This window comes from Stenotrophomonas sp. YJH_SMC_57, assembly GCF_059369755.1.
Window position 1 is genome coordinate 262,362 of the sequence record NZ_JCAFSZ010000003.1, and the last position, 24,939, is coordinate 287,300.

Consider the following 24,939-nt stretch of genomic DNA (forward strand, 5'->3'; position numbering starts at 1 on the left):
GGTGTCGAAGCAGAACGATTTCTCCATCGCCAAGGCGGCGCCGGGCGCGGCCACGCGCATGCTGGCCGCACGCGTGCTGGCGCAGGTATTCACCCGTGGCCGTTCGCTGAAGGCCGAACTGGCCTGGGCGCTGCCGAAGCTGGCCGACAGCCGCGACCGCGCGCTGCTGGAGGCACTGTGTTTCGCCGTCCTGCGCCGCCGCAGCACCTATGACGCCGCATTGCAGTCGTGGATGCAGAAGCCGCTGTCGGCGCGTGATGCCGACCTGCGCACCCTGCTGATGGTCGGCTTTGCCCAGCTGGACGTGCTGGCGCTGCCGGCGCATGCCGCACTCTCGGCCACGGTCGATGCTGCCCGTGCACTGGGCCGCGAACGGCAGGCTGGCCTGGTCAACGCGATCCTGCGCCGCGCGCAGCGCGAAGGGTTCCCGGAGCAGCCCGCGCGCGACGCCTTCCCGGAATGGCTGGCCGAGGCGATCGAACGTGATTGGCCGGCGCAGGCCGAAGCGGTGTTCAACGAAAGCCTGCAGCCTGCGCCGCTGTGGCTGCGCGCCAACCGCCAGCACGGCGGCCGCGACAAAGCCCTGGCAGCGCTGGCCGAAGCCGGCATTGCCGCGGAAGCCAGTGTGCTCAGTCCCGATGCGTTGCGCCTGGCGGCACCGGTGGCGGTGAACCAGCTGCCAGGCTTCGCCGACGGCGCGCTGTCTGTGCAGGACCTGTCGGCGCAGTGCGCGGCGGATGCACTGGCTCCCGCCGCTGGCTCGCGCGTGCTGGATGCCTGCGCGGCGCCCGGTGGCAAATCGGCGCACCTGCTCGAACGCGATCCGAGCCTGCGACTGCTGGCGCTGGATATCGACGCCCGGCGCCTGGCGCGCGCCCGTGACACCTATGCCCGTACCGGCGTCGGCGAACATGCGCAGACCCTGGTGGCCGATGCCAGCGATCCCGGCGCCTGGTGGGACGGCGTGCCGTTCGACGCGATCCTGCTGGATGCACCGTGTTCGGCCACCGGCGTGATCCGCCGCCAGCCTGACGTCATGTTCCACCGCCGCGCCGAGGACATCGATGCGCTGGTGGGAGTGCAGGCGCGCCTGCTGGAGGCCTGCTGGTCGATGCTGCGCCCGGGGGGCGTGCTGCTGTATGCGACCTGCTCGATCCTGCGTGCCGAGAACATCGACCAGGTGCGCGCGTTTCTCAAGTGGCATCCGGATGCCGAGGCGCAGCCGCTGGGCGACGCATTCGGCGTGGATTGCGAAGGCGTGGCGCGCCAGCGCCTGCCTGGTGACAACGATGCTGACGGTTTCTTCTACGCGCGTCTGATAAAAGCAGGCTGATCCCCGCTGCCGTTTCGAGTCCAATGCTGAAAACCCACGCGTCGCGACAGACGTGGCTGTTGGTGGTGATGGCCCTGCTGGTGCTGGGGGCCGGCCTCGGCCTCCGCGATCCATGGCCGTCGGACGAGCCGCGCTTCGCGCTGGTGGCCAAGCAGATGGTCGACAGCGGCTACTGGTTGTTCCCGCATCGTGGGCCCGAGCTCTACTCGGACAAGCCGCCCATGCTGATGTGGTGGCAGGCCACGCTGTACGGCCTGGTCGGTCACTGGCGCGTGGCCTTCCTGCTGCCTTCGCTGCTGGCCGCGCTCGGCACGCTGTGGTGCGTGGTGGATCTTGGCCGGCGCCTGTGGACACGGCGGGTCGGGCTGTATGCCGGCTGGGCGCTCCTGTTCGCGCTGCAGTTCACCTTCCAGGCGAAGAAGGCGCAGATCGACCCGCTGCTGCTGCTGTTCATCACGCTGGCCAACTATGGCCTGCTGCGCCACCTGTTGCTGGGCCCCGCCTGGCGCTGGTGGTGGCTGGGCTGGTTCTTCGCTGGCATCGGAGTGATCACCAAGGGCGTGGGCATGCTGGCGCTGCTGATGATCGTGCCAGCGGCGATCGCAGCGGCACTGCGATGGCCGAGGGTAGGCCTGCACGCGCGCGACGTGCGCTTCTGGGCGGCGCCGCTGGCCTTCCTGCTGGCGGTGTCGTTGTGGCTGGTACCGATGCTGCTGGCCGGCCTGGCCACCGGCTCGGACGAGTACCGGGCCTACATGGACGACATCCTGTTCCAGCAGACCGCACGACGCTACATGCAGTCCTGGGATCATCACCAGCCAGGGTGGTACTTCCTGGCGATCATGCCGTCGATGTGGCTTCCCGCCTTCCTGCTGCTGCCGTGGGCGCTGCCTGCCTGGTGGCGTCGGCTGCGCCGCCGCGACCCGCGTTACCTGCTGCCGCTGGCCTGGTGGCTGCTGGTGGTGCTGTTCTTCTCGATTCCTGACGGCAAGCGCGATGTGTATATCCTGCCGGCGCTGCCGATGTTCTGCCTGGCATTGGCACCGTTGTTGCCGGGGTTGCTGAAGCGGCGCGATGTGCAGGCCGTGGCGGGGCTGTTCACCGGACTGTTGTCGCTGGGCCTGGCACTGGCCGGCGCGTTGGCAGTGCTGGGCGACCCGGCCTTCGAGCTGCGCCTGACCCACAGCCGCGGACTGGCCCCCGGGGCTGTCGACGCACTGGCCTGGACGATCCTGGCCATGGGGCTGTGGGGTGGACTGAGCCTGTTGGTCTGCGGCCGTCGCAGGCACCATGCGCTGGTGTCGACGTTGGCGGTGGTCTGGCTGCTCTACAGCCTGGTCGGCTATCCACTGTTGAACGATTCCAGCTCCGCCCGTGGGCTGATGCGCACCGTCGGAAGTCGTATCGGTCCTGATGCGGAGCTGGGGCTGGTGGCTTGGAAGGAGCAGCATCTGTTGCTGGCCGACCGCCCTGCAGCGACCTTCGGTTTCCGGGTGCCGTGGGACGAGCAGCTGGTCGCCGCCACGCGCTGGCAGCGGCTGGTGCCAGCGCACCGTTGGCTGCTGGTCAACGAAAACGCAATGCTGTCATGCGTCGACCGCAGCCGCTCCGAACTGGCCGGCGTGGCCAACCGGCGGCGCTGGTGGCTGGTGCCCGCGGCGGCGGTGACGGTGCCCTGCGTGGTTACCGCAGAGGAGCGCGAACGTGGGAGGCGTCTGCAGGAACATGACTGACTGCCCCGATTCCCGCTTGTCCGGTCTGCCCAAGCAGGGCCAAAGGCAGTAAAGTGAAATGGCAGGCTGGGATGGCCCCTGTCGGGGCATTCCCGTTCTTTCAGTAGATTGCAGCGATACTTCCCGACGTGCCAGCCTCAGCGGACAATCTGAACCCCATGGCCGGCGATCCGCTGGGCGTGCCCGTCGGTGGACGTCACGGAGTGGCGCATGCACTGGCCCAGCTGGGCCTGTTCTGCCTGCCGGCCCTCGTGCTGACCGTGCCGATCAACCTGTTGCCCTATGGTCTGCTGCTGCTGTTGAGCACCCTGCTGGCGCCGGAGCTGCTGTGGCGCGCGCGCGGCATGGCCGGTCAGCCGGTGAAGGTGCTGGCCTGGCTGATGCTGGCGGTGTTGGCCTTGGGCGTACTGTCGGTGCTGCTGTTCGAGCAGGGGCTGCGCGACGTCGACAACCGCTCGCGGTTCGTCGTGATCCCGTGGATCGCACTCTGGGTCTGCGCGCTGCGTCCAAACCTGCGCTGGCTCTGGTATGGCGCGCTGGCCGGCCTGCTTGCCACCTTCGGGATGTCGCTGTGGCAGGTGTTGCGCGGGGCTCCGCGCGCGGAGCTGTCCACCAACGCCATCGTGCTGGCCGACATCGTGATGGTGCTGATGGTGCTGCTGGTGTTCTGCCGCCCATCACGCCGCTGGTCGCTGGTGATCCTCGGCATGGCTGCCGGCTGCGGCACCATCGTGCTGACCGGCAGCCGTGGCGTGTTTGCCGCGTTGCTGGCGCTGCTGGTGGTGCTGGCGCTGAGCCTGCGCTGGCGTACCGGCGTGGCACGGCTGTCGGTGCTGGCTGGCATGCTGGCGATCGGTGCGACCCTGCTGCTGTCGGTGCCTGAGCTGCGCCATCAGGTCCGCCTGAGCGAGCTGCACAGCGATGTGCAGCGGATGGAGCAGGGCGACAGTGATTCGTCTGCCGGTGCCCGGGTGGAGCGCCTCAAGGTGGCCTGGGAGACCTTCCTCGACCATCCGCTGGTGGGTGTCGGCATCGGTCATTTCGACAGTGCAATGCAGCGCGTGCCGGTCTGCCGCGAGAACCCGGGTGAGGCGCGCTGCCACCTTGGGCATGCGCACAACGACGTGGCCGAATGGGCCGCAACCCAGGGCGTGCCGGGCCTGGCACTGCTGCTGGCGGTGTACGGCATCCCGTTGTGGCTGTTCGTGCGCCTGCACCGTCGCAGTGGACGGGTGACCTTCCGTGGGCCGGCTGCGGCCGGCGTCATGTTGGTGATCACCTATGCGTTGTGCGGCCTGACCCAGTCGATGTTCGCCCACCAGATGACGGCCAGTTTCTACGTGACCCTGGTCGGCCTGCTGACCGGCCTGTCGATTCTCGAAGGTGCGCGCCACCGGGCGATCATCGGGTCGTGATGCTGTGGCGCCGGCACGGCCCGGCGATCAACGGTCCGGGGGATCCGCAACGGCTTGGCCGTTGCCCAGCATCCACAGCATGATGGTCTTCTGCCGCACGTAATTGGCACGCACATAGGCGTAGACCAGGCCGTGCCAGCCGTCGCGGAAGCCACCACGGAACAGGAAGCCGCGCCAGAAGCGCCAGGCCGGGGCCAGCACCAGCTTGCCGAGCGTGGCGCGCTTGCCGCGTGCGAACTCGTGCTCGGCCATCATCCGGGCGTACTTCTCGGTCTTCGCCAGCTGCTGCTGCAGCGAGCGGTACGGGTAGTGGATCAGGTCCCCGTGCAGGGTGCCGACGCTGCCGTCGACGCTGGCTGCCTCATGGATCTCGCGCTTGCCGCGCCAGCCACCGCGGCGGCGGTCGAACAGGCGCATCACCCGGTCCGGGTAGGCGTTGCCGTGGCGCAGGAACCTGCCGAAGTACTCCGACAGGCGCGCGAAGCGGTAGCCGGCATGCCCGGCGAAGCCGCCGTCGCGGACCTGTTCGATGGCCGTGCGCAGTTCCGGGCTGATGCGCTCATCGGCATCCAGGCACAGCACCCAGTCGTGCCGTGCCTGCTCGACGCAGAACGCCTTCTGGCTGCGGAAGCCCTCGAACGGGCGCTGCAGCACCCGGGCGCCTGCGGCCTCGGCAAGGGCCACGGTGGTATCGGTGGAGTACGAGTCCACGACGATGATCTCGTCGCAGAAGGCCAGTGAGGCCAGGCAGTCGCCGATGCGGCCGGCCTCGTTGAACGCGATAATGCAGGCCGAGATGCGAGGCCGTTCGATGGGAGCGGTCGTGGAGGACATGATGGCCGGGTACCTGTTGTTTGCGACGGAGCGCTATGCGCTGCCTATTCTCGCCCCGTTGGCGCAGGCCTTGCACGCGTCCGGGCAGGACGTGGCCGCCTGGTTCGAGGGCGGCGCGGCCGGCAGCAGCCTGCCCGGGGTGCCCAACATCGGCCTGAAGCAGGCCCTGGCGATGCGCCCGCGCGCGGTGTTCAGCGCCGCCAACTGGGTGCCGACCTTCCTGTCCGGCGCCAAGGTGCAGCTGTTCCATGGCTTCAACGTGGAGAAGCGCGACAGCGCACGCGGCCACTTCCGGGTGCGCGGCATGTTCGACCTGTACTGCACGCAGGGCCCGGCCACCACCGTGCCGTTCCGCGAGATGGCCGCCCAGCAGGGCCACTTCGCGGTGGCCGAGACCGGTTGGCCGAAGCTGGACCCACTGTTCCGTGATGATGGCGGCGAGAGTGCCGCGCTGCGCGCGCCGGCCGCTGGCCGCCCGGTGATCCTGTTCGGTTCGACGTTCACCGAGCGGCTGAGCGCGGCCCCGCACCTGCATGCGCAGATCGCCGCCGACATCGCCGCCGGCGACCGCTACTGGCTGCTGACGCTGCACCCGAAGTGCGCGCCGGAACTGTTCGAGCGCTACCGCGCGCTGGCCGGTGCCAATGCCCGCTTCGTCGAGCCGGAACAGGTGATGGCCGCGCAGCGTGCCGCCGATGTGCTGGTGTCGGACACCTCGTCGATCGTTTCGGAGTTCATCGTCCAGCACAAGCCGGTGGTGACCTTCCGCAACCGCGTACCCAAGCCGCACATGATCGATTTCGACGACCCGGCACAGCTGCCGGCGATGCTGCAACGCGCGCTGCACCCGGATGCCGCGTTGCAGGCGGAGATCGTGCGTTACGCCGATGCCATCCATCCGTATCGCGATGGCCGCTCCAGCGAGCGGGTGATCGCCGCGACCGAGGATTTCCTGTCCGGCGAAATGGGCGCGCTGCGGCGCAAGCCGTTCGGCACCTGGCTGCGCGACCTGCAGATCCGCAAGGACCTGGGCTACTGGGGCCCGTCGCAGCGGTGATGCCTCGCTGACCCCGCTCGCGGTAGTGCTTACCAGCGCAGCTTGCGCCTTGCCAGTGCCGCCGCCAGCTGTTCCATCACCTGCTGTGCCTGTTCGTGCGGCAGGTAATGCAGGGTCAGTGCCACATCACCGTGCGCACCGGCGGTATCCAGCTGCAGGCTGCTGGTGCCGAGCAGCTTGTCCAGCGGCGAGCGCTGCAGGCGCAGGCCCTGCACCTTGTCCAGCTCGGCCCAGCGCCACCAGCGCTTCCACCAGCCGCCGCGCACCGCCACGTAGTGATCGTCCAGGTACCAGCCCATGCGTGCCATCTGCCGACGCGCGATCAGCAGTGCCATCGGCAACCAGGCCAGCACCACCAGCCCCCATGATCCCCACCGCCAGTACGCGGCCGCCGCCAGCAACGGCGCCAGCAGCAGTGCACCCAGGCACAGCCGCCACCAACCGCGCTGCGGAATGGACTGCCACTGTGCCGGCGGCCATTGCAGCTGCGGCAGCAGGTGCTGCACCAGCTGCTCGCAACGCATGCGTGGAGCCAGCGGCGCCAGTTCGCGCAGGGCACGGTCCTCATCGCGCGAAGGCCCGCCGGCGGCGCTGTCGATGCGCAGCTGGCGCAGCCCGAACCAGCGATGCAGGGTGCTTTCGCGCAGGGTCCAGGCCTGGATGCGGCGACGCGCCACGCTGCTGCGGGTGCGGCTGAGCAGGCCGGCCGAGACGGTCAGGCGGCGCTCCTGCTCGCTGAGCGTGAAGCCGTGGTAGCGCAGCAGGGTCAGCACCACCGACAGCACGCGCAGCGCCAGCCAGCCCAGCAGGAGCGCAGTGCCCGCCAGAAGGAACGCGCCAGCCACGCCGGGATGCAGGTGGCTGGCGTAGCCGAACGCCTCGCGGCCACCGCGCTGGAGGGCGTCATCCATCACCGGCCGTGGCACGGTCTGGAACAGCACGCCGACGGCGGCGATCGCCAGCGCCCAGCCCCGGTTGGACAGCAGGCCCATGCGCACCACGTCCCCGCTGGACAGGCGCAGCAGCACGTGTTCATTGCCGGTGTCGGCGATGTCGGCCACCGCAATCGCTTCGCTGGCCTGCGACGCTTGCCCGCGCTGGCGCACCAGCCGCTCCAGGGCCAAGGCCTGGTCCAGCTTCAGCACCCGCATTTCCGCCTCCGGGCGCGCGCCACCGGCCGACTCCAGGCGCAGCTCGGCCACGCCGAACAGGCGGTGCAGCGGGTTCTGCCGCACTTCCACGTTGTGGATGCGGGCAAACGGGATCTCGCGACGGTTGCGCGCAAGCAGGCCGCTGCGCACGGTGATCGCATCGCTGCCGATGCGGTAGCGGTAGCTCAGGTACTGCAGCACCGACACCAGCACCAGGACAGCAATGGCCGACAACGGGATCAACTGCGCCCACATCGGATCGCGATCGCCGCGCTGGCCGAATACCAGCAGCGCGATCAGCGGCAGGAAGTAGTGGCGCAGCTGCATCAGCAGCACGAACAGCCACGACCACGGATGCAGGCGATGGTCTTCGCCACCGTCGGGCAGCGATGCGGGCAGGGGCGGCGGCAGGCTCACAGGGCGTCGGCGTCCTGGTCGAGCTGGTGCGAAAGGGTGTCGCGCAGGCGTTCGGCGTCGGCCTCGTTCAGGCCGCTGACGGTCACCGCGCTCATGCGGGTGCCGGCGGTGTGCACGATCAGCGTGGCCAGGCCGGCGCGGCGCTCCAGCGGCCCCCGGCGCAGGTCCAGGTGCTGCACGCGCGAAATGGGAATGCGGGTTTCCAGCTGCCACATCAGGTCGCGGCGCAGGCCCAGGCCCTGTGCATCCAGCCGCCAGCGCGTGCGGACCAGCCGACGATGGCCCAGCCACGCACCGAAGGCGATGCCGATCAGCAAGCCTAGGGCTGCAGTCCACAGCCCGCCGGGCAGATCGAAGAACCACGCCGCCGCCGCCAGCGGCAGGCCCGGCACGAACAGGCCGCCGAAGGCGCCTTCCAGTGCAGCCAGGCGGGCCGCGCGTTGCGGTAGTACCTGCCAGTCGGAGGCGGGTGGTGCAGGAATCGAGGCGTCGGTCACGCGGGCTCCGTCAGGCAGCAGGGCGGGCGGTGGCGGCCGTGGCCGCACCGCGCAGACGGTAGCAGGTCGGCCGCGTTACTGGGCAGCCTGGATCAGCGCGTCCACGTCCAGCATGTGGCCCGCGCGGTCGGCCTTGGTGCGCAGGTAGTGCTCGTTCTCGGCGGTGATCTCGCCGGTGACCGGAATGCAGTCCAGCACCTCGATGCCGGCATTGCGCAGGCGCTGCGCCTTGGTCGGGTTGTTGCTGAGCAGGGCCACGCGCGCGATGCCCAGGCCGTGCAGCATCGCCACCGCGCTGCCGTAGCGACGCTCGTCGGCGCCGAAGCCCAGCTGTGCATCGGCGTCGATGGTGTCCAGGCCATCGTGCTGGTAGCCGTAGGCACGCATCTTGGCTGCGATGCCGGTACCGCGGCCCTCCTGGTCCAGGTACAGCAGCACGCCGCCACCCAGTTCCTTCAGCTTGCGCAGGCCGCGCCGCAGCTGGTCGCCGCAGTCGCACTTGAGTGAACCGAACAGATCGCCGGTCAGGCACGAGGAATGCACGCGCACCGGGACCACCGCCGTCAGGTCCGGTTCGCCGACGATGATCGCCACCTGGTCGCGCTGCGCCACGCCGCCGCGGAACACCGCGAAGGTGGTCATGCCAACGTCGCGCAGCGGCACCGGGGAGCGGGCCACCAGTTCGTAATCGTGGGCCGCATGGGCCGCGCCCTCGGCGAGGTCGCACAGGGCGACTTCGGCGGCACCGTCGAAGGTGGCGTCACCTGCGTCCAGGCGCACGGCCACCATTGCCGGCAGCAGCAGGCCCAGGCGGGCCAGTTCAACCGCGCCGGCATCGAAGGCGTCACCGGCGCTCCAGCCCTCCGGCATCGGGCCGGGCTCGCGCAGGTAGCCCAGCGAGGGCAGGGCATCGAAGGCGATGCCGGCCAGCGGCAGGCGTGCGCCTTCGGGGGCTTCCACGCCGAGCACGCGGGCGCGGGTGGCGGTAAGAAACAGGTAGTGGCGCTCGCGCGCGGCGCTGGCGAAGGCGGCGAAGCTGCTGGCGGTGGCGCTGTCCAGCGCGATCACCGCCAGGCGTTGGCCCTGGCCATCGTGCAGCAGGACCGGGCGACCGGCGCGCAGTTCGGCCACCGCGCGTTCGCAGCGGATCGCGGCCGGATCGCCGAACAGGGAAGAAGCAGGCATGGCAGGACCGGGGGAGGCGGACATCGCAGTCTCTATGGGGGCGCCGGCGTCGTATTCAACGTGGTGCGGCCGCCGGTCGCAGGGACCGGTCGGGCTCAGTGGGGCCGCTAGTGGGGATGCTCTTCGGTGGCGTAGGGATCCTCCTCGCCGCTGCCCGCCGGTCGCAGCGTATAGCGCTTGTACGTCCACTGGTACTGCGCGGGGTCGCGGCGGGCGATGCGTTCGATACCGGCATTGAGCGCCGTGGCGGCCACCTGCGGGTCCGGGTCGGCCACCGCCGGATCGGTCGGTTCGATGTGCAGGGCGAATTCCATGTCCGGCCCGATGCGCTCGCACCAGCCGTACAGCACGGTGGCACCGGTGCGCTCGGCCAGCCGGTTGACCAGGGTCATGGTCAGCGCCTGCACGCCGAAGAACGGCACGAAGACACCGTCGCCGGCCTTGGGTTGCTGGTCGGGCAGGATGCCGGTGGCACCACCGTCCTTGAGCACCTTGAACAGCTGCCGCACGGCCGGGCCTTCGGCGCGCACCTGCTGCACGTTCTGGCCGCCGCGCACCAGCTGCAGGAAGGCGTCGCTGGCCTCGTCCTCCGGCGGCTTGTAGACGATGGCGATCTGCCCGCGCGAGGCCAGCCACTGGTTGAGCAGCTCCCAGTTGCCGAAGTGCGGCGCAGCCACGATCACGCCCTTGCCGCTGGCCAGCGCCGCGTCATACAGCGCTTCGCCATGGCGCTGCTTCAGGTGCAGGCGCAGGTTGTCGGCCGGCTTCTGGCTCCACAGGCGCAGGGTCTCAATGGCCTGCAGCGCGGTGGAGCGCAGCAGCTCGCGGTGCAGGCGGTCGCGCGCGGTGGCATCCAGTTCGGGGTAGGCCAGTTCCAGGTTGCGCCGGGTGACGCGGCTCTCACGGGCATTGAGACTGATCCACGCCCACGCCAGGGCGCGCGCGGCGCCCCGCAGCAGCGGCCAGGGCAGGCGGGCGAACAGGGTGGTGGCGCGGTAGACCAGCCGGGCTTTGCGTTGCGGATTCATCGGCGCCAGTTTAGCCAAGGGCGCTGCTATCGTGGCCGGCCCTGTTCATTCGGAAGCCCACGATGCTCGTCCTGATCCAACGTGTCAGCCAGGCCGCCGTGCATGTCGACGACGAAGCGGTCGGGCAGATCGGCCCCGGCCTGCTGGCGCTGGTCGGCATGGAGCCCGGCGATACCGAGGCCCAGCTGCAGCGGATGGCCGAGCGCCTGCTGGGCTACCGGGTGTTCGCCGATGAGGCCGGGAAGATGAACCGGTCGCTGCGTGATACCGGCGGCGGCCTGCTGCTGGTCAGCCAGTTCACCCTGGCCGCCGACACCCGCTCGGGCATGCGCCCGAGCTTCACCAGCGCGGCGCCGCCGGACGAGGCTGAACGCGGGTTCAACCGTTTTGTCGGGATCTGTCGTGAAAATCACGCGCCGGGGGTGGAAACGGGCCGATTTGGTGCCCATATGGTCGTCAGCCTGGTCAATGACGGTCCCGTGACCTTCCTTCTCAGGCCCTGAGCCTGCGGGACCACCGCCCGGCAGGCGGGGCCCCGGGCTGGTATAATGCTACGTTCCCTATTTCTCCCTAGCCGGTGGCGCGAGCACTACATGGCCAACGAACGTCCTGCCCAATCCGAAATCAAGCAACTGATCAGCAAGGGCCTGGAACAGGGCTACCTGACCTACGCCGAAGTCAATGACCATCTGCCGGACGACATGGTCGACCCGGAACAGATCGAAGACATCATCGGCATGATCAACGGCATGGGCATCGATGTCCATGAAGTTGCGCCGGATGTGGAAACCCTGCTTCTCAACGACGGCAACACCGGTAACCGCGAAGTCGATGACACCGCGGCCGAAGAAGCCGCCGCCGCGCTGAGCGCGCTCGACACCGAAGGTGGCCGTACCACCGACCCGGTGCGCATGTACATGCGCGAAATGGGCACCGTCGAGCTGCTGACCCGCGAAGGCGAAATCGCCATTGCCAAGCGCATCGAGGAAGGCCTTTCGCAGGTGCAGGCCGCCCTGGGCCAGTTCCCGGTGTCGGTCGAGTCGCTGCTGAACGACTATGAAGCCCACAAGGAAGGCAAGAAGCGCCTGGCCGAAGTGATTGTCGGCTTCAACGACCTTACGGACGAAGTGCCTGCGCCGGCCGCTGCCGCGTCCGACGACGGCGACGATGCCGACGCCGATGGCGACGAGGACGAGGACGATGATGTCGAGGGTGGCGAGGAAGAAGCCGCACCGACCGGTCCGGACCCGGAGGAAGTCGCCGCGCGCATGCAGGCGCTGAGCGATGCCTTCACTGCCTTCAAGAAGGCGGCGACCAAGGGCGACAAGAAGAACCTGCCGCGCCTGCGCGAAGAGATGTCGGCGGTGTTCGTCACCCTGAAGCTGCCGCTGCCGCTGACCGACGTGCTGACCAAGCAGCTGCGCGACACCATGGCCGACATCAAGTCGCATGAGCGCCGCGTGCTGAACCTGGCCACCGTTACCGCCCGCATGCCGCGCAAGGACTTCATCCGTTCCTGGGAAGGCAACCAGACCAACCTGGAATGGGTGGAAGATGCACTGAAGCGCAAGCAAAAGTGGTCTTCGGCGCTGCGCGAAGTGAAGGACCAGATCATCGCCGAACAGCAGGCGACGATCGACATCGAGAAGCTGACCCAGCTGGACCTGGAAGAGCTGAAGGAAATCAGCCGTGCCATGGCCTACGGTGAAGCCAAGGCGCGCAAGGCCAAGAAGGAAATGGTCGAGGCCAACCTGCGCCTGGTGATCTCGATCGCCAAGAAGTACACCAACCGCGGCCTGCAGTTCCTCGACCTGATCCAGGAAGGCAACATCGGCCTGATGAAGGCCGTGGACAAGTTCGAGTACCGCCGCGGTTACAAGTTCTCGACCTATGCCACCTGGTGGATCCGCCAGGCGATCACCCGCTCGATTGCCGACCAGGCACGCACCATCCGTATTCCGGTGCACATGATCGAGACGATCAACAAGTTGAACCGCATTTCCCGCCAGATGCTCCAGCAGTACGGCCGCGAGGCCACGCCGGAGGAGCTGGCCAAGGAAATGGACATGCCGGAAGACAAGATCCGCAAGGTGATGAAGATCGCCAAGGAGCCGATCTCGATGGAAACCCCGATCGGCGACGACGAGGATTCCCATCTGGGCGACTTCATCGAGGACACCAATGTGGAGTCCCCGATCGAGAACACCACCAACATCAACCTGTCTGAAACCGTGCGCGACGTGCTGGCCGGCCTCACTCCGAGGGAAGCCAAGGTGCTGCGCATGCGCTTCGGCATCGACATGAACACCGACCACACGCTGGAAGAGGTCGGCAAGCAGTTCGACGTGACCCGCGAGCGCATCCGCCAGATCGAAGCGAAGGCCCTGCGCAAGCTGCGTCACCCGAGCCGCTCGGAGCAGCTGCGCAGCTTCCTGGATATCGATTGATTTCCAGCGGCTGTTGAAGCGTTGAGAGAAACCCCGCCTGGTGCGGGGTTTTTCTTTGGTGGGTGCCGGGACATGCCCGACGGCTCTTGCCGATGTCGCATCTGCCGTTTGAATTCTTCCTGCGACGGTCGCACGCTGATCGCGCAGATGCTCAACACATCCCGTAGGCGGGCCGGTCATCACCGGCGCCGATGCAAGCGCGCGGCAGGTCACGTGCAACTCGCACGGCCTGCGGCATTGATTCGTCATGCATCTGGAGTCACGCCATGAATGATGTGGAGCACGATTTGCCTGAGCCCGTACGAGCCGATTTCCCGCCGCTGCTGGACTGGGATGAGGTGATGCGGGATGAGTGCGAGGATCGGTTGGGGTTTGCACGTCGTACGACGTATGCGCTGCTGACGCTGTCTGAGGCCGGATTGCTTGCCGGCTTCAGTGGCGACAACCAACAGGGACTGGAGGAAGTCAGAAGGATGGTCGCGTTGTTCCAGGCATACCTGAGGCGGCAGGTATGGCTCGCGGAAGCAGCGGAGAGGCGGCTGGGGCGTGTTTCGGAGGCGTTTGCCGCCGCCGGGTAGCCGATCGAGCGCGGCCTCCACTACACTGTGACGCTGCGCAGGGCCTATAGCTCAACGGTTAGAGCAGGGGACTCATAATCCCTTGGTTCCAGGTTCGAATCCTGGTGGGCCCACCACAAGAATGGCACTTGGGTTCCGCCCAGGTGCCTTTTTTTTGCCGCGGGGAGAATTCATGTGGGGCAGGGGCGCGTGATTGCCAGCGGTGCAGGTGAGACTGATCGTCAGTGTCACGGGTGTCCACGGCCATCCCCGCAGCTCCGCTATCACCACCGAAACAGCGATTGGTCTCCGATGGCCGATCTGTCTCTGAATGCCATGAAGGATGGCTCAACCACGATGGCAACGATTCACCTGGTCGAAGGACCCGTAGGTGCGGGCAAGTCCACGTTTGTTGCCGAGTTGCGACGTCTGCATACGGCCGCAGGATTCATCCTGGACGCGTGGTTCGTCCGGCTGTACAGCCCGGACCGCCCCGCCGCCAACCTGATGGAATGGTATGCGGCAAGGAAGGCGCGCTGCCTGGATCAGATATGGGTCACAGCCAGCGAAGTGCTCGATACGGGGCGCGACGTTGTGCTTGAGCTGGGTCTGGTGGAGAGAGCCAGCCGCGAGAATTTCTACGCGAAGGTCAGGGAGGCAGGCTACGATCTGGCCGTGTATCTGCTCGACGCCCCACGTGAGGTTCGTCGCGATCGCGTCCGCCAGCGCAATCGGGAGAAGGGCGCAACGTTTTCCATGGACGTGCCGGATGCCTTCTTTGAGTTGGCGAGCGATCATTGGGAGCCGATGGGTCAAACCGAATGTGAGCTCTATGACGTTCAGGTAATCAGCTGGAATCCCGGGTCTGCTTCTGACTGACAAGCGCGATCAAGGCTCCTGGATGGATGAGGTAGCGCGTCATCCGCTTCGCAGCCGTGATTCCGGTTCAAGGGAGGCGACGGCGGCAGCCGCTGTGCGACTGCCGCGCTTATGCTCCACCCGCCGGTCGCCGTTACTTCGGCATCAACACGGTGTCGATCACGTGGATCACGCCATTGGACTGGCCGACATCGGCAATGCTGATTCCCGCCTTGCCACCCTTGGCATCAATGACCCATAGCTTGCCGTCATGCAGCGCGACGGTAAGCGACTCACCTTCAACGGTCTTCAGCATGGCCTTGCCGCCGTGCTTCCTGGCATCGGCCATCAGTTGCGCGGAACTGTAGTTGCCCGGCACCACGTGGTAGGTCAGGATCTTGGTCAACTGCGCCTTGTTTTCAGGCTTTACCAGCGTATCGACCGTGCCTGCGGGCAACTTGCTGAAGGCTGCATTGGTGGGTGCGAAAACGGTGAAGGGGCCCGCACCATTGAGGGTATCGACCAGCCCGGCTGCCTTGACCGCGGCGACCAGGGTGGTGTGGTCCTTGGAGTTGATGGCGTTCTGGACAATGGTCTTGCTGGGATACATCTCCGCTCCGCCCACCATCACGGTGTTGGCGGCGAAGCTCAGTGAAGTTGCTGAAACGAGTACGGCGAAGCTTACGGTGGCGGCTATCCGCTGAAGAGCTTTCACGGCGCGTTCCTCTATGGGAGGCCCGCAAGGCGCGGGCATCCTACATACGCGGGGGCGCGGTGCTTGGATGCAGGCAGATGCATCTGGGTGCTTCTTCGCCCGAGGTGGCGGCGCGCTGTAAAAGCCGGGTGAACGCCTGCGCCTGACGGTGCGCTACGCGATACGAACCGCGTGCCACTCAGCGGCGCGGATGACGGATGTCGGATGGGCTGCTTGAAAGGCGCGCGTTGCTGATGGCCTGGCGGACGCCACAGTTGCGGCAGGCCAGCACGGTTCCCCCGGCTACATGTTCCATCTCATCTTCGCCCCACACGCTCGTAGCGCCGCAGGCCGTGCACGTCGCTACGATCTGCAGTGCCCGCGCCAGAGTGCCGTGCTCTCCGGCTTTGTACGTCAGGTTGGTGATCTGAAACAGTCCGGTATGACTCATGGGAAGGCCGGCAGATATCGGTTGACTGAAGGCTAGCGCCGAACAGGTATCGGCAGCGTCGGTGCGATGTTGATGGAAGGTCCAAGCGCTGGCTATTCGCCGTTGCGTCGATTGAGCTCTTCGAGCCGTGCCCGGCTGACGGACTGGTGATTGCCGCAGGTCGGGCAACTGAGGGCCGCGGCCCCATCAAGATCGACCAGTCCATGATTGGGTATCGCCCTGAACTGCCACGAGCACTTGATGCAGGCGCAATCGATGCGAGTGACCTGCAGGAGTGTGCCGTCCGCGCGCGTCACTCCCTCGACGCTGGTTACGTAGAACTGTCCGATGTCACGCATGGAGATGAACGGAAACCCTGACTTGAATGGGGCGCTCATCATGCTGCTTTGCGGCCGGCATGGGGCGCAGGGTGCTTGATGGAAATCTGAAGAATTAAGAATGCATGCAGCGCCGGGGGCTTGCTTCCAATGATGGAGTGTGGGCCCCTGCTCGCCAGAGCACTGTGCACTCGTCGGAGCATCCTCCGGAAGAGTGGCATGATGCGGCTTCCGCCGATCCGTCCGACCAGGAGCCCGCATGAAGCGCAGTGCCTGCACGTTCGTCGTTCTGACCACCCTCGCCGCCGTGCCTGCCGCAGCTGAAGAGTCTTCCGATTCACCCAGGCGCCCTTCGGTTGAAACCCTGCAGCGTTTGATCGTGGACAAGGCACCGCAGACACGCGTGGAAACGCCGGACCACGAACGCATCACCGCGCGGCGGATCGATATCGTCGACGACACCGGCGTGATCCGCATGACGTTGTCCGGCAGGACACCGGCGCCGATCATCGATGGCCTGCAGTACAAACGCGCGTTCAACGTGGCCGGGATGGTGCTGTACGACGACAAGGGCAGCGAGCGCGGTGGCTTCGGCACCGCCGATGTCGACGGCGGGATGTCGGTGCTGGCGCTGGATCATCCGGCGATGGACGCGATCGGGTGGCGGGTATCACCGGACGGCGGAGTGAGCTTCTCGATCAACCAGGCGCCGAAGCTGATCCGTGAACCTGCATTGGGCAACAAGCTGATTCCCGGCGTGCAGGCACCCACGCGCATCGGCCTGGTGGTTGGCGCTGATGGCACGCCGGCCATTGCCCTGAACGACAGGTCAGACCGCACGCGCCTACGCCTGACGGTCACCGCCGAAGGCTACGGTGCAATCGAGTTCCTCGATGCGCAGGGCAAGGTGATCCACACGCTGGCACCCGAGGCGGAGCTCCGCCGCTAGCGCGCAGGCGGCGGATCAGCGCCTAGCCGCGCCGCCCACGCCCATCAATGCTGTAACGCCCGGCACCGGTACAGGCCAGCAGCAGGAATCCACCGGCCAGCCCCAGGTTCTTCAGGAACATGATCTGCTGGGTCGGGTCGGCGACGTTGTGGTGGAAGATGAAAGCGGTCACCAGGCTGAAACCCGCCAGCACCACCGACACCAGGCGGGTCTGGAAGCCGAGCAGGATGCAGAGCCCGCTGCCGATCTCGAAGACGATGGTCGGCCACAGCAGGATGCCCGGCACGCCCATCGCTTCCATGTAGCCCCGGGTGGCACCGGGGTCGCCGAGCTTGCCGATGCCGGAAACCAGGAACAGCGCCATCAGCAGCAGGCGTGCAAGCAGGTAGGCGAGCGAATGCGATGAGGTGCTCACGTCGATGTCCTCGGAGATGGCGTGCGAAGGCGATCGGAGCCCAGCGGCGGTGAAGCCTGTGTGTATGCCCGGGCATCAGGATGCCTTGACAGCCGCCGCGGCGCGGTAGACCTTTCCCGCATGACGATTGATATTGAATCGCTCAGCCTTCGCGAGCTGGGCGCCCTGGTGGTTGCCGCTGAACAGCGGAAACAGCTGATTTCCAACCGCCGCCCGGCCAGTGCGGTACGCCGCCTGCTGAAGGCCGCAGCGGCCGAAGCGGGGTATACCCTGGAGGAGCTGTTCGGCGGAGAGGCCATCGAAGAGGCCGCCCCGCGCCGGAAGCCGGCACGGCGCAGGACCGGAAAAGTGGCGGCCAAGTACCGCGACCCGGAGTACAAGCGGCTTACCTGGTCCGGCCGTGGTCGCATGCCGCGCTGGCTGGCCGCCAAGGTCCAGAAGGGCCACAAGGTCACCGACTTCCTCATTCCAGGCCTGGCCAAGCCGACGGCGCGCAAGAGCAGTCCGATCGGCAAGCGCACGGTCTTCAAGAAGGATTGACCCGGTGGCGCTGCTACCCTGCCCGGGTCTCTGAACGAAGGAGCAGGCAATGGCATACAGCGGCAGCATGACGATCACGCCGAGGTGGCTGTACCTTGCCGCAGGCCTGTCGGTGCTGGTCAGCCTGCTGGCCTGGTCCGTGGAATGGAGCGGGCTGGCCTACGTCTGCCCCTACTGCCGCGTGCAGCGCACGGTGATCGGCGTGCTGGGGCTGTTGATGCTGTTCGCGCGGCCGGGCGGCCTCATCGTGCCCTGGCTTGCGTACACCTCAGGCGGCTTCGCTTTCGTGGTGGCCGCCATGCAGCACTTCAACGGCTGGAAGCGGATCTCCGCCGGAGAGTTCAGCTTCAACGCGCAGTGGTACATCGATCCGTGGCTGTTGTCCGGGTGCGCGATGCTGATCCTGGTGGCACAGCTGATGCTGGTACAGGCCGCCTGCCGGCCCAGGCCGCGCTGAGTGTTTCCACGCCGGGCGCGGAACTACCCGTTCTGGAACACCGCCCGCTGCGCGGCGAACGCGCGCTGGTAGGCGGGTCGCTGCGTTGCCCGGTCCACGTAGTCGCTCACCTGCGGGAATTCATCGAGCAGGCCGCTGCTCTTCAGCCGCAGCAGCACCGCCACCATCATCAGGTCGCCCGCGCTGAATCCGCCGTCCAGCCAGGCGGAATCACCCAGCGCTGCGGACAACTGCGCCAGCCGCGTCCGCACCCGCTCATCGAGCATCGGTAGCCGCTGCGCATACCAGGGCTGCCCGCGCTCCAGTACCCAGGCCATCGAGCGTTCAACAATCGGCGGCTCCACCGTGTTCAGCGCGGCGAACATCCACATGATCGCGCGCATGCGCGCATCCGGAGTGCGCGGCAACAGGCCCGGGTACTGTTCGGCCAGGTGCAGGACGATGGCGCCCGATTCGAACAGGACCTGGCCGCCGTCCTGCCAGGTGGGAATCTGCCCAAATGGATTTCTTGCGAGGTGGGCGGGCTGCTTCATCTCCGCAAAAGTCAGCAACTGCACGTCGTAGGCCACGCCCAGCTCTTCCAGCGCCCAGCGCACGCGCATGTCGCGGGCCAGGCCCTGCCCGCGGTCGGGGGAGGTGGCGAAGGCAGTGAGGATGGGACACATCGGGAGGCTCCTGCAGGCCGACGGGCCTGGCTTCCAGTGTTCCGACGAACGACAGCGCCTGGAATCGACATACGCTCCGGCGCGTGCACGTCGCATGCACGTGCCCTCTACGCGGGCACTGATTCAGATCCATCACGCTGGCGGGGTCATCCGCAGAAACAGGTGTGCATCCATGAATACCCCAGGAAAACCGAAGCCCAGCTGGCGCCAGCGAAACGTGCTGATGGCAGCGCTTGCCGCGGTGCTCGTCATCGTTCTGGTCATTCTTTTCATCCCCTGGTGAAGCAGGCGCGGACACGTCCGCGTGAACGCAACACCACCGTGGCGTGAAGCGGTCAGTGCGGGTTGGGCGAGGTGATGCATGCATCAATCAATGCTCACCCACGAAGCACATGACCCTGTCCACAGTGGTCCCGCAGGCAGCACTCACCGCTGCCTCTCTCCCACGGAATCGACCACACAGGAGCAATGACATGAGCACCCAGTCCACCATCGAACATCGCCTCAACGACCTGATCGAGATCGCCCGTGATGGCAAGTCCTTCTATGAAGAAGCCGCGACCAAGGTGAAGGATGCCGAGCTGTCGGCACTGTTCACCCGCATTGCCGGCGTCAAGGGCCGCATCGTTGCGGCACTGAGCGGCTCGGTCGCTGCCAGCGGTGGCAAGCCGGCCGAGCACGGTACTGTCGTCGGCTCGATGCAGCAGTTCTACGGCAAGGTGCGCGCTGCCTTCGGTGATACCAACTACGGCTACGTGGCCGAGCTGGAAGAATCCGAAGATCGCCTGCTCGGCGCGTTCAAGGATGTGCTGAAGGAGAACGATCTGCCGCCGGCCGTGCGCCAGGAAGTGACCCAGCTGCTGCCGGACGTGCAGGAATGCCACAACGTCATGCGCGCGCGCAAGCACGCGATGAAGGCAGCCTGACGCTTGAAGGCGGCCTTCTCCCCGGGGCCGCCGCGGCCGGGGCAGTGATCTGCCCCGGCCACCTTTGTCCAGGGAACGCGCATAAAAAAGGGGCGGCCGCGAGGCCGCCCCAACCCGTCAAGAGAGCGCGTGACTAACCGGGCACGTGACTAGAAGCGGATCGACCAGCGGGCATTGGCACCGTGATCGCGGCTTTCGCTGCCGAACTGGCCGCTGTAGCCCAGCTCCAGCTGCTGCCGCGGGGTCAGCCAGGCCGACAGGCCCAGTTCGGCCACGACCGCATTGTCGGCAATCGGTGCACCCTCGACCGCGAACGTCGTGGTGCTGTTGGCGAAGGCGAGGTTGGCCACCTGGCTGCGGTCACCCGAGGCGCGGCGATAGCCCACGCCACCGCGCAGGTGCAGCCAGCTGTCCTGCTGGAACGATGCCTTCAGGCCCTTGTCGAAGCGCACGCCGGCGGTGGCGACCGTGGTGCCGGTGTCGTCCACCTTGCCGTGCAGTGCCGCCGCACCGCCGCGCTCGTCGATCTGCTTGAGGTCCACTTCCACGCGTGCGACCTGCAGGTACGGCTCCAGGCCACCCTCGGCGCCGCCGAAGCGGTAGCCTGCTTCGATGAAGGCTTGGCGGGTGTGTGCGTTGTAGCGCGCGCTCAGGCTGTCACTGAAACCGGCAAAGGCCACGTCGCGGTTGCTCTTCACTTCGTTGCGGCTCCATGCGACGCCGCCACGCAGGCCGAAACCGCCCCAGTTGTGGCTGGCGTAGGCACCGAAGTGGGTGTTGTCGATCTTCGACCGGGCGCGACGCTCCTGCTGCTTCACGTCGGTGCGGCCAGTACCGGCCAATACGCCGATCTGCCAGCCGCCGAACTCGCGGTCGACGCCGACCAGCACGCCGTTGCTGTTGGTGTCGGTGCGCGCGGTGTTGGAATTGCCATCCAGCTTGCCGTTGCCGCCGATGGCCTGCACCCATGCACCGGTGGCGTCGCCCGGCTCCGCACCGGGTGCCGCCGTGCCGGCGCGGCGCGACAGCGCGGCATCACGGACATGGCGGCTGCCTTCGACCAGCGCCAGCGCGGTGGCAGCGTGCAGTTCGCCACCGATGCCGTCCAGCACGCCGCCCACCTGCTGCGGGAACAGCTGGGTGAGCGGCTTGGGCAGGCCCTGGTTGATCGCCAGCACGTCGGCGGCCGCGGCGACCGCGCGTTGGTTCGGCGTGCTGGCCGCGCTGGCCAGCAGCGCGCCGCGTGCGACGTCGATGCGGGCGCCGTTGGCACCGTAGGCCAGGCTGAACTGCAGGAACGGCGAGAACGCGCTGAAATCGGTCCTGGCGAACTGGCCGCTGACGCCGCCGTCGGCGCGGATGAAGTTGAACTGCTCGCCGAGGTAGTAGGTGCCCGGTTCCGGCAATGCCACCAGGGTGCCGCCGAGGGTCGCGCTGCCGGTCACGTGCAGCTGGTCGCTGCGCCCGCCCGGGGCCAGTTCGGCGGCAAACACGCCGCTGGCGCCCTGCACGTAGTTGCCGTTGATGGTGAGCGTGCCGATGGAGTTGCCGGGGGCGATGGTGCCATCGACGCGGGTGCTGCCCAGCGTGCCGACGCCCTTCAGCACGCCGTTGGCGCCGACCGTGGTGGTGCCACCGGTCTGCGTGCCGTTGAAGGACACCACGCCGCCGTCGACCGTCAGGTTGCTGTTCTTCAGCACGCCGCTGGCGCTGACCGTGCTGACGCCGCCGTGGGTGGTGAGCGCGGTGGAGACCAGGCTGCCGTTGAGCAGGAACTGGCCACCCTGCACGTCGACCGCCGAGGTGAGCGCGTTGCTGCCGTTCAACTCCAGCGTGCCCTCGCGCAGTACAGCACCGTTGAAGGTGTTGTCGCCGCTCAGGCGCAGCCAGCCGATGCCGGATTTGGTCAGCTTGCCGGGGCCGCCGATGGCGTTGGTCCAGTCATCCCATGCATCGCCTTCCCACACCTTCAGGCCACCGGCCCTCTGGTTCATCACTACGTTGGTATCCACCCGCAGCGATCCATAGCCTTCGATGGCCTTGCGCAGGTCGACCATGCCCCAGCCGTAGATGGGGTCGATGCCTGCCGCCCCCAGATCGCGCGCGGTGGTCAGCAGCACATCGCGTACCTGGGCGTTGTCCAGGTACGGGAAGCGCTCCATCAACAGGCCGAGGGCGCCGGTGATGTGTGGTGCGGCCATCGACGTGCCGGTCTTGGTGCCGTAGGTGTACTGGGTGTTCTCGCTGTCGATGATCAGCCGCACGTACGCCGAGGTGTTCTCGATGCGGCCCTTGATTTCGCCGGACACGATGGTGCTGAGGATGTCGGTGCCCGGGGCGGAGATGCACCAGTTGGCGGCGACACCGCAGATGCTGGAGCTGCCGTCGATCACGTAGTCGGTTTCGCCAGCGGCGGCATTGGGTCGGCGCACGTTGGCCACCGCCAGCCAGTAGGGTTCGATCTCCGGCTTCCAGCGCGGCATCGACGCGGTGATGCCGGCCACCGCACCACTGCCGTTGCCGGCCGACCAGACCTGGATCAGCGTGGAGCCCGGCTTGTCGCCGCTGCCGGCATAGATGCTGCCATACACGTCGTAGCCATCACCGATCGCCGCATACTGCGCATCCAGCGCGGCGGCGGTCATGTTGCGGGTGGAGATGCCCCAGCTGTGGTTGATGGCGCGCACGCCCTGCGCCTGGACCTGCGCATACATGTCCAGCGTGGCGGCATCATCCGGATCGGTGCGGTACAGCGCACGCGGGCGATAGAAATTGTCAGGGTCCAGGCGCCACTCGTAATAGGTATCACCGAAGACGCGGGCAGCGGTCAGGTTCGAGCCGAAGGCCACGCCGTGCATGCCCTTGCCATCACGGTTGGCACCGATGGTGCCCAGCACGTGGGTGCCATGGTCGGCGTAGCTGAAGCCATAGGGCTGGCCTGCGGCGATCAGCCGTGCGGCCAGCGCGGCGGGAACACCGGGGCCGAGGCCGTAGTAGTTGTAGCCCGGCTGCTCGCCACGGGTCTGGCCGCATGCACCGGCACCGGCCACCACGCCGGGCGTGGCGCAGTCCGCACCGATGGTGATGCTGGAGGTGTTGCGCCCGGCAAATTCGGGGTGTGCCAGTGCCGAGCCTGAATCGAACAGGGCCAGGCGCACGCCCTGGCCGGTCAGGCCGCGCGCGTAGGCGTAATCGGCGCCCATCGCACCCAGTCCCCAATCGGCGTTGAATTCATCGCTGCGCCAGCTGGCTGCATCGCCGGGTTTGCCGAGCAGGGCGCTGTTTCCCGTTGCAGGCGCAGTGGCGGTGGGCGCCGTGGAAGCCGACGACACATCGGCGACGGGCCGCGCCCAGGCTGCCTGCAGCTGGCGCTGATGCTGCCAGGCATCGAGTGATTCGCTGGCCATCGCCGGCAAGGTGGTGGCCAGCAGCAGCGAGCTGGCAACAGCAAGTGCCAGCGGGCGATGCGGGAGGGAGCGGGACGAACGGCCGTACAGCGGGTGATTCATCGGACAACTTCCTTGGTTGACGGACAACAACGCCGTTAACGCCAAGGCAGGCCGATGCCCCCCAGTCGTGTGAAGGAAATTTTATGAACTGGTTAAGGATTCGTGACGCGGGTGTTCACTTCGCCTCCCGGTGGCCCGGCTACGGTGGTCCGGCCTGGGCTCACCAGGCTTATCAAGGAGTGATGACGATGCGTGCATTGAAGAAGATGGTCGCCGGTGCGGTGTTCGCGCTGGCCTGCACCGGTTCGGTGGCAGTGGCAGGGCCGGTCGAGCCCTGTGACAAGCCGTGCTGGCGGGCCTATCAGATGTGCCTGGCCAGCGGTGTGGATGCCGGTGAGTGCCAGCAGGCCTACAACACCTGCGTGGTGGACCTGTGCATGGGCGTGTGAGTCGCGCCATTTAAGCTCTGAGCCGTCCGGAGCCCCGTCATCGACGGGGCTCTTCTGTTGCAGGAGGTGACGCTGGCATCGATGCGGTACTCTCGATGCGTCTTCCGGGAGAGGGAAATGCCATGGCTGTCAGGCGCGTCGTTGCCAACATCGCCACGCCCGATCCGCAACGCGCCACTGCCTTCTATGGCGACCTGCTCGGCATGCCGGTGGTGATGGACCACGGCTGGATCGTCACCCACGGCGGGCAGGGCAGTGCCCTTGCGCAGGTCAGTTTTGCCAGTGAAGGCGGCTCCGGCACCGCGGTGCCGGACCTGTCGATCGAGGTGGACAATCTGCAGGAAGTGCTGGAGCGCATGCGCGCGGCCGGCATCGCGCTGGAGTACGGCCCGGCCGATGAACCCTGGGGCGTGCGCCGCTTCTTCGTGCGCGATCCGTTCGGGAGGCTGTTGAACATCCTCGCCCATTGCTGAGCGGAGGGTTGCGGGTCAGGGATGCGTCGCGGCCGGCGCTACGCCGACCATGCGCAGGCAATCGTCCACCACGGCGGCAATGAAGGCGTCGGCGTCCTGCGCGGGTGCGGCGATCAGGTCATCGGTGGCGCCATGCACGCCGGCATAGATCAGCGAGGCGGTGACCTGCGGCGACGGCAACTGCCACAGGCCGGCGGTCATTCCTGTTTCAAGAATCGACAGCAGCTGCTGCTGGATCGCATTGCGTTCGGCATTGCCGCGCTGGTGATGATGGTGATGGGCGAAGACCACATCGTGCACGGCGTGCGTGCGCACGTAGATCTCGATGTTGGCGCGGATCCACGCGCGCAGGCGTGCCACCCCATCAGCGGCGGGGTGCTGCTGCACGGCCTGGTCGACGTCCTCGATGAAGTGCCGGGTATAGCGCTGCGCCAATGCCTGCAGGATGTCGCTGCGCGAGGCGAAGTAGGTATAGAAGGTGCCCTTGGCCACGTCGGCTGCGGCCACGATGTCACTGACGGTGGTGGCCTCCACGCCCTGGGACAGGAACAGCGCCTGCGCGGCGTCCATCAGTTCTTCCTGGCGGGTTTCGGCGGGCTTGGTGCGAGGCCTGGCGGCAGCGGGGGTCTGCATCGTGGCTGG

General features: G+C 67.2%; 26 protein-coding genes and 1 tRNA gene. 15 read left to right on the forward strand and 12 right to left on the reverse strand.

The window, feature by feature from the left end; translation table 11 throughout:
• Position 1 precedes the first annotated feature (1 nt).
• The 3 genes from rsmB to AC5P7U_RS05280 all read left to right on the forward strand — a co-directional run bounded on the left by rsmB (position 2) and on the right by AC5P7U_RS05280 (position 4,481).
• Positions 2 to 1,333, forward strand: a complete 1,332-nt coding sequence (rsmB, locus tag AC5P7U_RS05270; RefSeq protein WP_197563907.1) for a 16S rRNA (cytosine(967)-C(5))-methyltransferase RsmB — start codon at positions 2 to 4, stop codon at positions 1,331 to 1,333.
• Positions 1,334 to 1,356: 23 nt separating this feature from the next.
• Entirely contained in the window at positions 1,357 to 3,066 is a 1,710-nt protein-coding gene (locus tag AC5P7U_RS05275; protein ID WP_006472610.1) for an ArnT family glycosyltransferase, read from the forward strand.
• A gap of 158 nt (positions 3,067 to 3,224) precedes the next feature.
• Positions 3,225 to 4,481, forward strand: coding sequence for an O-antigen ligase family protein (locus tag AC5P7U_RS05280; protein WP_049456869.1), 1,257 nt, complete (start codon positions 3,225 to 3,227; stop codon positions 4,479 to 4,481).
• A 27-nt stretch (positions 4,482 to 4,508) separates the two neighbouring features.
• On the opposite strand, the gene AC5P7U_RS05285 is transcribed toward AC5P7U_RS05280, so the two are convergent.
• On the reverse strand, positions 4,509 to 5,315 hold the full coding sequence (locus tag AC5P7U_RS05285; protein ID WP_197563908.1) for a glycosyltransferase family 2 protein: 807 nt from the start codon (positions 5,313 to 5,315) through the stop codon (positions 4,509 to 4,511).
• Between AC5P7U_RS05285 and AC5P7U_RS05290 the strand changes: the two genes are divergently transcribed.
• A complete protein-coding gene (locus AC5P7U_RS05290) occupies positions 5,314 to 6,372 on the forward strand; it encodes a CDP-glycerol glycerophosphotransferase family protein (protein WP_197563919.1) in 1,059 nt (352 codons plus the stop codon). The two genes, AC5P7U_RS05285 and AC5P7U_RS05290, sit on opposite strands and share 2 nt — an antisense overlap.
• Before the next feature lie 29 nt (positions 6,373 to 6,401).
• Here AC5P7U_RS05290 and AC5P7U_RS05295 read toward each other — a convergent pair whose 3' ends face one another.
• From AC5P7U_RS05295 to AC5P7U_RS05310, 4 genes are all read right to left on the reverse strand, one after another.
• Positions 6,402 to 7,940, reverse strand: a complete 1,539-nt coding sequence (locus tag AC5P7U_RS05295) for a PH domain-containing protein (RefSeq protein WP_197563909.1) — start codon at positions 7,938 to 7,940, stop codon at positions 6,402 to 6,404.
• Positions 7,937 to 8,437: a PH domain-containing protein gene (locus AC5P7U_RS05300; RefSeq protein ID WP_197563910.1), complete on the reverse strand. Its 501-nt coding sequence runs from the start codon at positions 8,435 to 8,437 to the stop codon at positions 7,937 to 7,939. The genes AC5P7U_RS05295 and AC5P7U_RS05300 overlap by 4 nt, the downstream gene beginning before the upstream one ends.
• A 75-nt stretch (positions 8,438 to 8,512) precedes the next feature.
• Positions 8,513 to 9,646 carry a GTP cyclohydrolase II RibA gene (gene ribA / locus AC5P7U_RS05305; RefSeq protein ID WP_197563911.1) on the reverse strand — a complete coding sequence of 378 codons (1,134 nt, stop codon included), beginning with the start codon at positions 9,644 to 9,646 and terminating at the stop codon, positions 8,513 to 8,515.
• A gap of 83 nt (positions 9,647 to 9,729) precedes the next feature.
• Positions 9,730 to 10,650 (reverse strand): lauroyl acyltransferase, encoded by a 921-nt coding sequence (locus AC5P7U_RS05310; RefSeq protein ID WP_197563912.1) that lies wholly within the window; start codon positions 10,648 to 10,650, stop codon positions 9,730 to 9,732.
• Between the two features lie 62 nt (positions 10,651 to 10,712).
• On the opposite strand from AC5P7U_RS05310, the gene dtd reads away from it, so the two are divergent.
• The 5 genes from dtd to AC5P7U_RS05335 all read left to right on the forward strand — a co-directional run bounded on the left by dtd (position 10,713) and on the right by AC5P7U_RS05335 (position 14,533).
• Positions 10,713 to 11,153, forward strand: a complete 441-nt coding sequence (gene dtd, locus AC5P7U_RS05315) for a D-aminoacyl-tRNA deacylase (protein WP_006472318.1) — start codon at positions 10,713 to 10,715, stop codon at positions 11,151 to 11,153.
• A 90-nt stretch (positions 11,154 to 11,243) separates the two neighbouring features.
• A complete protein-coding gene (gene rpoD / locus AC5P7U_RS05320) occupies positions 11,244 to 13,097 on the forward strand; it encodes an RNA polymerase sigma factor RpoD (protein ID WP_053510180.1) in 1,854 nt (617 codons plus the stop codon).
• Positions 13,098 to 13,363: 266 nt separating this feature from the next.
• On the forward strand, positions 13,364 to 13,675 hold the full coding sequence (locus tag AC5P7U_RS05325) for a hypothetical protein (RefSeq protein WP_053450895.1): 312 nt from the start codon (positions 13,364 to 13,366) through the stop codon (positions 13,673 to 13,675).
• Positions 13,676 to 13,715: 40 nt separating this feature from the next.
• Positions 13,716 to 13,791: transfer RNA gene (locus tag AC5P7U_RS05330), tRNA-Ile, on the forward strand.
• 175 nt (positions 13,792 to 13,966) lie between these two features.
• Complete coding sequence (locus AC5P7U_RS05335; protein WP_495220849.1) at positions 13,967 to 14,533, forward strand: P-loop nucleotide/nucleoside kinase family protein; 567 nt, start codon at positions 13,967 to 13,969, stop codon at positions 14,531 to 14,533.
• A gap of 133 nt (positions 14,534 to 14,666) precedes the next feature.
• Here the strand turns inward: AC5P7U_RS05335 and AC5P7U_RS05340 are convergent, their stop codons facing one another.
• The 3 genes from AC5P7U_RS05340 to AC5P7U_RS05350 all read right to left on the reverse strand — a co-directional run bounded on the left by AC5P7U_RS05340 (position 14,667) and on the right by AC5P7U_RS05350 (position 16,034).
• Positions 14,667 to 15,227, reverse strand: a complete 561-nt coding sequence (locus AC5P7U_RS05340; RefSeq protein WP_197563913.1) for a fasciclin domain-containing protein — start codon at positions 15,225 to 15,227, stop codon at positions 14,667 to 14,669.
• Between the two features lie 178 nt (positions 15,228 to 15,405).
• Positions 15,406 to 15,657 carry a hypothetical protein gene (locus tag AC5P7U_RS05345; RefSeq protein WP_006472189.1) on the reverse strand — a complete coding sequence of 84 codons (252 nt, stop codon included), beginning with the start codon at positions 15,655 to 15,657 and terminating at the stop codon, positions 15,406 to 15,408.
• Positions 15,658 to 15,749: 92 nt separating this feature from the next.
• On the reverse strand, positions 15,750 to 16,034 hold the full coding sequence (locus tag AC5P7U_RS05350; protein WP_495220850.1) for a hypothetical protein: 285 nt from the start codon (positions 16,032 to 16,034) through the stop codon (positions 15,750 to 15,752).
• 199 nt (positions 16,035 to 16,233) lie between these two features.
• On the opposite strand from AC5P7U_RS05350, the gene AC5P7U_RS05355 reads away from it, so the two are divergent.
• A complete protein-coding gene (locus AC5P7U_RS05355; RefSeq protein ID WP_006472188.1) occupies positions 16,234 to 16,923 on the forward strand; it encodes a hypothetical protein in 690 nt (229 codons plus the stop codon).
• A 22-nt stretch (positions 16,924 to 16,945) separates the two neighbouring features.
• On the opposite strand, the gene AC5P7U_RS05360 is transcribed toward AC5P7U_RS05355, so the two are convergent.
• Entirely contained in the window at positions 16,946 to 17,338 is a 393-nt protein-coding gene (locus AC5P7U_RS05360; RefSeq protein WP_197563914.1) for a DoxX family membrane protein, read from the reverse strand.
• A gap of 120 nt (positions 17,339 to 17,458) precedes the next feature.
• On the opposite strand from AC5P7U_RS05360, the gene AC5P7U_RS05365 reads away from it, so the two are divergent.
• Both AC5P7U_RS05365 and AC5P7U_RS05370 read left to right on the forward strand, forming a co-directional pair.
• Positions 17,459 to 17,878: an H-NS histone family protein gene (locus AC5P7U_RS05365; protein ID WP_008264957.1), complete on the forward strand. Its 420-nt coding sequence runs from the start codon at positions 17,459 to 17,461 to the stop codon at positions 17,876 to 17,878.
• Between the two features lie 49 nt (positions 17,879 to 17,927).
• Positions 17,928 to 18,335, forward strand: a complete 408-nt coding sequence (locus AC5P7U_RS05370; RefSeq protein WP_006472185.1) for a hypothetical protein — start codon at positions 17,928 to 17,930, stop codon at positions 18,333 to 18,335.
• A gap of 23 nt (positions 18,336 to 18,358) precedes the next feature.
• On the opposite strand, the gene AC5P7U_RS05375 is transcribed toward AC5P7U_RS05370, so the two are convergent.
• Entirely contained in the window at positions 18,359 to 19,000 is a 642-nt protein-coding gene (locus AC5P7U_RS05375) for a glutathione S-transferase N-terminal domain-containing protein (protein WP_197563915.1), read from the reverse strand.
• 473 nt (positions 19,001 to 19,473) lie between these two features.
• Here AC5P7U_RS05375 and AC5P7U_RS05380 point away from each other — a divergent pair, with 473 nt between their 5' ends.
• Positions 19,474 to 19,926 carry a PA2169 family four-helix-bundle protein gene (locus AC5P7U_RS05380; RefSeq protein ID WP_008267995.1) on the forward strand — a complete coding sequence of 151 codons (453 nt, stop codon included), beginning with the start codon at positions 19,474 to 19,476 and terminating at the stop codon, positions 19,924 to 19,926.
• Positions 19,927 to 20,075: 149 nt separating this feature from the next.
• Here AC5P7U_RS05380 and AC5P7U_RS05385 read toward each other — a convergent pair whose 3' ends face one another.
• A complete protein-coding gene (locus AC5P7U_RS05385) occupies positions 20,076 to 23,435 on the reverse strand; it encodes an autotransporter domain-containing protein (RefSeq protein WP_197563916.1) in 3,360 nt (1,119 codons plus the stop codon).
• A gap of 188 nt (positions 23,436 to 23,623) precedes the next feature.
• Here AC5P7U_RS05385 and AC5P7U_RS05390 point away from each other — a divergent pair, with 188 nt between their 5' ends.
• Together AC5P7U_RS05390 and AC5P7U_RS05395 are read left to right on the forward strand one after the other, a co-directional pair.
• Positions 23,624 to 23,824 (forward strand): hypothetical protein, encoded by a 201-nt coding sequence (locus tag AC5P7U_RS05390; RefSeq protein WP_006472022.1) that lies wholly within the window; start codon positions 23,624 to 23,626, stop codon positions 23,822 to 23,824.
• A 122-nt stretch (positions 23,825 to 23,946) separates the two neighbouring features.
• A complete protein-coding gene (locus tag AC5P7U_RS05395) occupies positions 23,947 to 24,297 on the forward strand; it encodes a VOC family protein (RefSeq protein WP_006472020.1) in 351 nt (116 codons plus the stop codon).
• Between the two features lie 15 nt (positions 24,298 to 24,312).
• On the opposite strand, the gene AC5P7U_RS05400 is transcribed toward AC5P7U_RS05395, so the two are convergent.
• Positions 24,313 to 24,930, reverse strand: a complete 618-nt coding sequence (locus AC5P7U_RS05400) for a TetR family transcriptional regulator (RefSeq protein WP_197563917.1) — start codon at positions 24,928 to 24,930, stop codon at positions 24,313 to 24,315.
• Positions 24,931 to 24,939: the final 9 nt, after the last annotated feature.

What these genes read in the sequence shown, in the direction of transcription:
- AC5P7U_RS05275 (WP_006472610.1), top strand. Translation starts at nt 1,357, where the DNA reads ATGCTGAAAACCCACGCGTCGCGACAGACGTGGCTGTTGGTGGTGATG.
- AC5P7U_RS05280 (WP_049456869.1), top strand. Translation starts at nt 3,225, where the DNA reads ATGGCCGGCGATCCGCTGGGCGTGCCCGTCGGTGGACGTCACGGAGTG.
- AC5P7U_RS05290 (WP_197563919.1), top strand. Translation starts at nt 5,314, where the DNA reads ATGATGGCCGGGTACCTGTTGTTTGCGACGGAGCGCTATGCGCTGCCT.
- AC5P7U_RS05285 (WP_197563908.1), bottom strand. Translation starts at nt 5,315, where the DNA reads ATGTCCTCCACGACCGCTCCCATCGAACGGCCTCGCATCTCGGCCTGC.
- ribA (WP_197563911.1), bottom strand. Translation starts at nt 9,646, where the DNA reads ATGTCCGCCTCCCCCGGTCCTGCCATGCCTGCTTCTTCCCTGTTCGGC.
- AC5P7U_RS05310 (WP_197563912.1), bottom strand. Translation starts at nt 10,650, where the DNA reads ATGAATCCGCAACGCAAAGCCCGGCTGGTCTACCGCGCCACCACCCTG.
- dtd (WP_006472318.1), top strand. Translation starts at nt 10,713, where the DNA reads ATGCTCGTCCTGATCCAACGTGTCAGCCAGGCCGCCGTGCATGTCGAC.
- rpoD (WP_053510180.1), top strand. Translation starts at nt 11,244, where the DNA reads ATGGCCAACGAACGTCCTGCCCAATCCGAAATCAAGCAACTGATCAGC.
- AC5P7U_RS05325 (WP_053450895.1), top strand. Translation starts at nt 13,364, where the DNA reads ATGAATGATGTGGAGCACGATTTGCCTGAGCCCGTACGAGCCGATTTC.
- AC5P7U_RS05335 (WP_495220849.1), top strand. Translation starts at nt 13,967, where the DNA reads ATGGCCGATCTGTCTCTGAATGCCATGAAGGATGGCTCAACCACGATG.
- AC5P7U_RS05345 (WP_006472189.1), bottom strand. Translation starts at nt 15,657, where the DNA reads ATGAGTCATACCGGACTGTTTCAGATCACCAACCTGACGTACAAAGCC.
- AC5P7U_RS05350 (WP_495220850.1), bottom strand. Translation starts at nt 16,034, where the DNA reads ATGAGCGCCCCATTCAAGTCAGGGTTTCCGTTCATCTCCATGCGTGAC.
- AC5P7U_RS05355 (WP_006472188.1), top strand. Translation starts at nt 16,234, where the DNA reads ATGAAGCGCAGTGCCTGCACGTTCGTCGTTCTGACCACCCTCGCCGCC.
- AC5P7U_RS05365 (WP_008264957.1), top strand. Translation starts at nt 17,459, where the DNA reads ATGACGATTGATATTGAATCGCTCAGCCTTCGCGAGCTGGGCGCCCTG.
- AC5P7U_RS05370 (WP_006472185.1), top strand. Translation starts at nt 17,928, where the DNA reads ATGGCATACAGCGGCAGCATGACGATCACGCCGAGGTGGCTGTACCTT.
- AC5P7U_RS05375 (WP_197563915.1), bottom strand. Translation starts at nt 19,000, where the DNA reads ATGTGTCCCATCCTCACTGCCTTCGCCACCTCCCCCGACCGCGGGCAG.
- AC5P7U_RS05380 (WP_008267995.1), top strand. Translation starts at nt 19,474, where the DNA reads ATGAGCACCCAGTCCACCATCGAACATCGCCTCAACGACCTGATCGAG.
- AC5P7U_RS05385 (WP_197563916.1), bottom strand. Translation starts at nt 23,435, where the DNA reads ATGAATCACCCGCTGTACGGCCGTTCGTCCCGCTCCCTCCCGCATCGC.
- AC5P7U_RS05390 (WP_006472022.1), top strand. Translation starts at nt 23,624, where the DNA reads ATGCGTGCATTGAAGAAGATGGTCGCCGGTGCGGTGTTCGCGCTGGCC.
- AC5P7U_RS05395 (WP_006472020.1), top strand. Translation starts at nt 23,947, where the DNA reads ATGGCTGTCAGGCGCGTCGTTGCCAACATCGCCACGCCCGATCCGCAA.
- AC5P7U_RS05400 (WP_197563917.1), bottom strand. Translation starts at nt 24,930, where the DNA reads ATGCAGACCCCCGCTGCCGCCAGGCCTCGCACCAAGCCCGCCGAAACC.